The organism is Methylobacterium sp. WL103 (assembly GCF_008039885.1).
In the GTDB taxonomy this organism is placed as follows: domain Bacteria; phylum Pseudomonadota; class Alphaproteobacteria; order Rhizobiales; family Beijerinckiaceae; genus Methylobacterium; species Methylobacterium cerastii.
On sequence record NZ_VRUX01000479.1, the window covers coordinates 1 to 3,326 of the forward strand.

The following is a 3,326-nucleotide window of genomic DNA, read 5'->3' on the forward strand; positions in this document are numbered from 1 at the left end:
GCGTTGTTCTTGGCGCGGGCCGACCGCCGCGTGCCCGCGGCCGGCGGCGCCATCAGCCCCTTGGTGCGCTCGTAGTTGACGAGCGTCACCGCCTTCTCCGGCAACCCGTACAGCCAGCAGAGCCTCGTCTGCCGGCACCTCGCGGATGCGGCCGTGTTCACGAGCTACGTCAGCGCGACCGCCGGCCAGGCGCCGCACGAGCTGTCCTATCTCGGGCGGCTGCTCGGCGAGGCCGCCGACGCGCCGACGGAGACGCTCGCCGAGTTCAGGGTTCTGATGCAGCGCCTCGGGATCGGCCGGGCCAAGGGGCGATGGGTGAACTGGTCCTGGACCAGCAACGCGCAGGACTGCGCCGTGATGGCCGACCTGCTCTACACCGGCCCCCGCGCCATCGGCCTGCGGCGTCGGCCGGGCGACATCGCCGGCTGGCCGGAGGTGGAGCGCGCGCTCGCTCCGACCGAGCTGACCGCCAACGCGCGCCGCCTCTACGCCGCGACGTGGCGCGAGTTCCGTCGCGAGTTCGGCCTCCTGGGCGGAAGCACCCGGCGTCCGACCGGGTGGGCCGCGGACCTGCGCTTCCGGCAGAAGGCGAGCCTGCTGCGCGTGGACGGGACGGCCGACTTCGTCGAGCTCCTTCTCGGGGCCGGCGAGCAGGTCGCGATCTCCGTCGCCTTCCTGGAGACGGGGGCGGCGCTGCGGGCGAGCCTGGAGACGCGGGGCTGGTCGGTCGGCAGCATCGACGGCCGGCAGGACGCCGAGGCGAACGAGGCGACGCGGCGGGCCTTCCAGACGGGGGCGCTCGACGCGGTCGTGTTCACGGTCACCGAGTCGATCTCGCTCCATCGCAACGAGCTGCCGGGCGGCGAGCGCACCCGTGCCCTGGTGATCCACGACATGCGCCACAGCGCGATCCAGCTGGCCCAGATCGAAGGCCGCTGCCACCGGGACGGGCAGGCCGCGATCATCCACTACGCCTACGCCGAGGGCACGGTGGAGGAGGCGATCACCCACACCGTGATCCAGCGGATGGCGACGATGGGCGCGATGGCCGGCGAGGACACCGACCTGCTCGAGGCGATCATGGCCCGCCTGCTCGAGGACGATCCCGGCGAACCCGGCTGACGGCGTTCGGCCGGAGGTTGGCTCAGTCCTCCCAGGACCGCAGCCCGCACACCCAAACCGTCACCACGACGGGGCCGGCGATGAGCAGCGACAGGGTGAGTTGATCCGTCGGGTCGCTGGTGAAGGCGCGGGCCACCGCGGGCCCGATCAGGGCGCAGCCGGCGCCGGCCAGGATCGCGACCGTTCGTGGGGTCATCACGCCACCTCGCAAGCGATCGGCACCTGTCGTCCACGCCCGCCCAGAAACGGGGGAGAAGCTGGATACGAGGGGCGCGGACGGTCGATCCTCGGACCGACCCTTGCGTAAGCGTCGAAGGCGCGATTCGTTCACGCCGGCGCGCAGATGCCGCGGCTCCCCGACCGGCCAGGGCACCGGACCGATCGCCGGGACGTCCTGCCGTCGGCAGCGCCCGCGCTACGCCGGAAGGACGACGACCTTGGTCTTCACCGGCGTCCGCGCATAGAGGTGGATCATGTCCTGGCTTAGCAGGCCGACGCAGCCGCTGGTGATGCCGCTGCCGATCGTGTCGGGCTCGCTCGAGGCGTAGATCGTGTAGAGCGTGTAGGCGCCGTTCTGGTAGAGGTGCAGGGTGCGGGCGCCGAGGGGGTTGTCGAGGCCGCCCGGCATGCCGCGGGCGTACTTGGCCGCCTCCGGCTGGCGGCGGATCATCTCCTTGGGCGGCGTCCAGGTCGCCCACTCGGACTTGCGCCCGACATAGGCGTCGCCGTGCCACAGGAAGCCGTCGCGGCCGACGTTGGCACCGTAGCGGGTGGCGTTTCCGTCGCCCTCGATCCGGTAGACGTAGAAGTTGGCGGGGTCGACCACGATCGTGCCGGCGGCCTCCTTGGTCTCGTAGCGGACCGTGCGGCGGTAATACTTCGGATCGAGCTTGCTGATGTCGGCCGCCGGGATCGGAAACTTCTCGTCCGGCATCGGCCCGTAGGTCCGCGTCGCCTCGGCGAGCAGGATGCCGTCCGTCGTCGCGCAGCTGCCGATGCCGATGGCGCCGAGCCCGACCGCCGAGCCGGCCAGGAACGACCGGCGGCTCAGGATCGCCGGCCGGCCGAGTGCGGTGCGATCGCGTTCGCCGGAATCGGCATGCCCACCGTTGACGATCATGATCCCGAACGTCCCATATCCTGCGGTGCGGTTTCGCGCACGCGCAGGGCTGCGTTGGTCCTGGTGTACCGCCGGACCGGACCGGCGACACCCGACCGTATCGGCAAGCTCGGCTTTTGCGTCGGGAGTGTGGCAAAAGTCCCGCGGCGCCGCGAATGTCCACCGGAGCCGCGCGATCACCGGCACCGCGGGGCGTCCGGGTCGCCCGGGATCAGGGGCGGCCGTGCTGCCGGCCCGCGAGGCGGTCGAGGAGCACGTGCGGCACGGTCAGGGCCGACAGCATCCGGAGCGTCAGGGTCAGCAGGTCGGACGCCGCGTCGGGCGGACCGGACGCGTAGAGCGGCCATAGGCCCGCGCCGATCAGGAGGGTCAGCGCGAAGACCGGCAGCGAGCCGCGGACGGCCCGGCCCATCGTGTCGATGCCGGGTGCCTTCGTGGAATCGCGCACCAGGGCCCGCATGTGCCGGGGGCCATGCAGGCCGACGAAGTACAGGGTGAAGGCGGTGAGCGGCGGCAGCAGCCAGAAGGCGGTCGCGAGGACGACGAGCTCGGCCCGCAAAGCCGGCCGCGCGTGCCGCGTCAGGAGCCAGGCGGCAGCAAGGGCGAGCCAGAGCCAGGACGCGGCCGTCCACCACGCGGGAAGCGACGGCATCGGCACCCGTGCCACCGCCGCGAAGATCTCGGCCGTCTCCTGCGGGCGCAGGAGCGCCGGCAGGGCGATCGGCAGGCCTCCGCGCACGAGGGCCTCGAACGGTCGGCCGGGACCGGCATCTTCCTCGCCGAAATGCAGGACCGACAAGGCCAGGAAGCCGGCGAGCGCCGCAAGCGGCGCGAGCTTCCAGGCGAGGAGGACCAGGGCCGAGAGGCCGAGATAGGGGATGGCGAAGACCCCGAACCACGCCCGGCCGTAGCGGGGACGCAGAAGCGGTGCCGCGATCGCGCCGTCGAGCGCCCCGTGGGGTACGCCGAGGACGATCACGACCGCGAGCGCCGCGAGCCAGGAGGCTTCGCGCGGCAGGAACGCGGAGGCGACGAGCCCGAGCGCGACGAGCGCGGCGGCCAGGTGTGGCAGCCGGGCCGTCAC

The 3,326-nt window shown here is 72.5% G+C and carries 4 protein-coding genes; 1 reads left to right on the forward strand and 3 read right to left on the reverse strand.

All coding sequences use genetic code 11. The features are described 5' to 3' along the window. The first annotated feature begins 75 nt into the window (after positions 1-75). Positions 76-1,122, forward strand: a complete 1,047-nt coding sequence (locus FV222_RS20835; protein ID WP_246685576.1) for a helicase C-terminal domain-containing protein — start codon at positions 76-78, stop codon at positions 1,120-1,122. 22 nt (positions 1,123-1,144) lie between these two features. On the opposite strand, the gene FV222_RS29905 is transcribed toward FV222_RS20835, so the two are convergent. From FV222_RS29905 to FV222_RS20845, 3 genes are all read right to left on the reverse strand, one after another. Continuing rightward, on the reverse strand, positions 1,145-1,318 hold the full coding sequence (locus FV222_RS29905; RefSeq protein ID WP_187273636.1) for a hypothetical protein: 174 nt from the start codon (positions 1,316-1,318) through the stop codon (positions 1,145-1,147). Positions 1,319-1,537: 219 nt separating this feature from the next. Then, positions 1,538-2,242, reverse strand: a complete 705-nt coding sequence (locus FV222_RS20840) for a L,D-transpeptidase (protein WP_147815545.1) — start codon at positions 2,240-2,242, stop codon at positions 1,538-1,540. A 211-nt stretch (positions 2,243-2,453) separates the two neighbouring features. Further along, on the reverse strand, positions 2,454-3,326 hold the full coding sequence (locus FV222_RS20845) for a Brp/Blh family beta-carotene 15,15'-dioxygenase (RefSeq protein WP_147815546.1): 873 nt from the start codon (positions 3,324-3,326) through the stop codon (positions 2,454-2,456).

Bases quoted from the DNA above. Each gene is read 5' to 3' on its own strand.
- FV222_RS20840 (WP_147815545.1), bottom strand. From the start codon at position 2,242: ATGATCGTCAACGGTGGGCATGCCGATTCCGGCGAACGCGATCGCACC.
- FV222_RS29905 (WP_187273636.1), bottom strand. From the start codon at position 1,318: ATGACCCCACGAACGGTCGCGATCCTGGCCGGCGCCGGCTGCGCCCTG.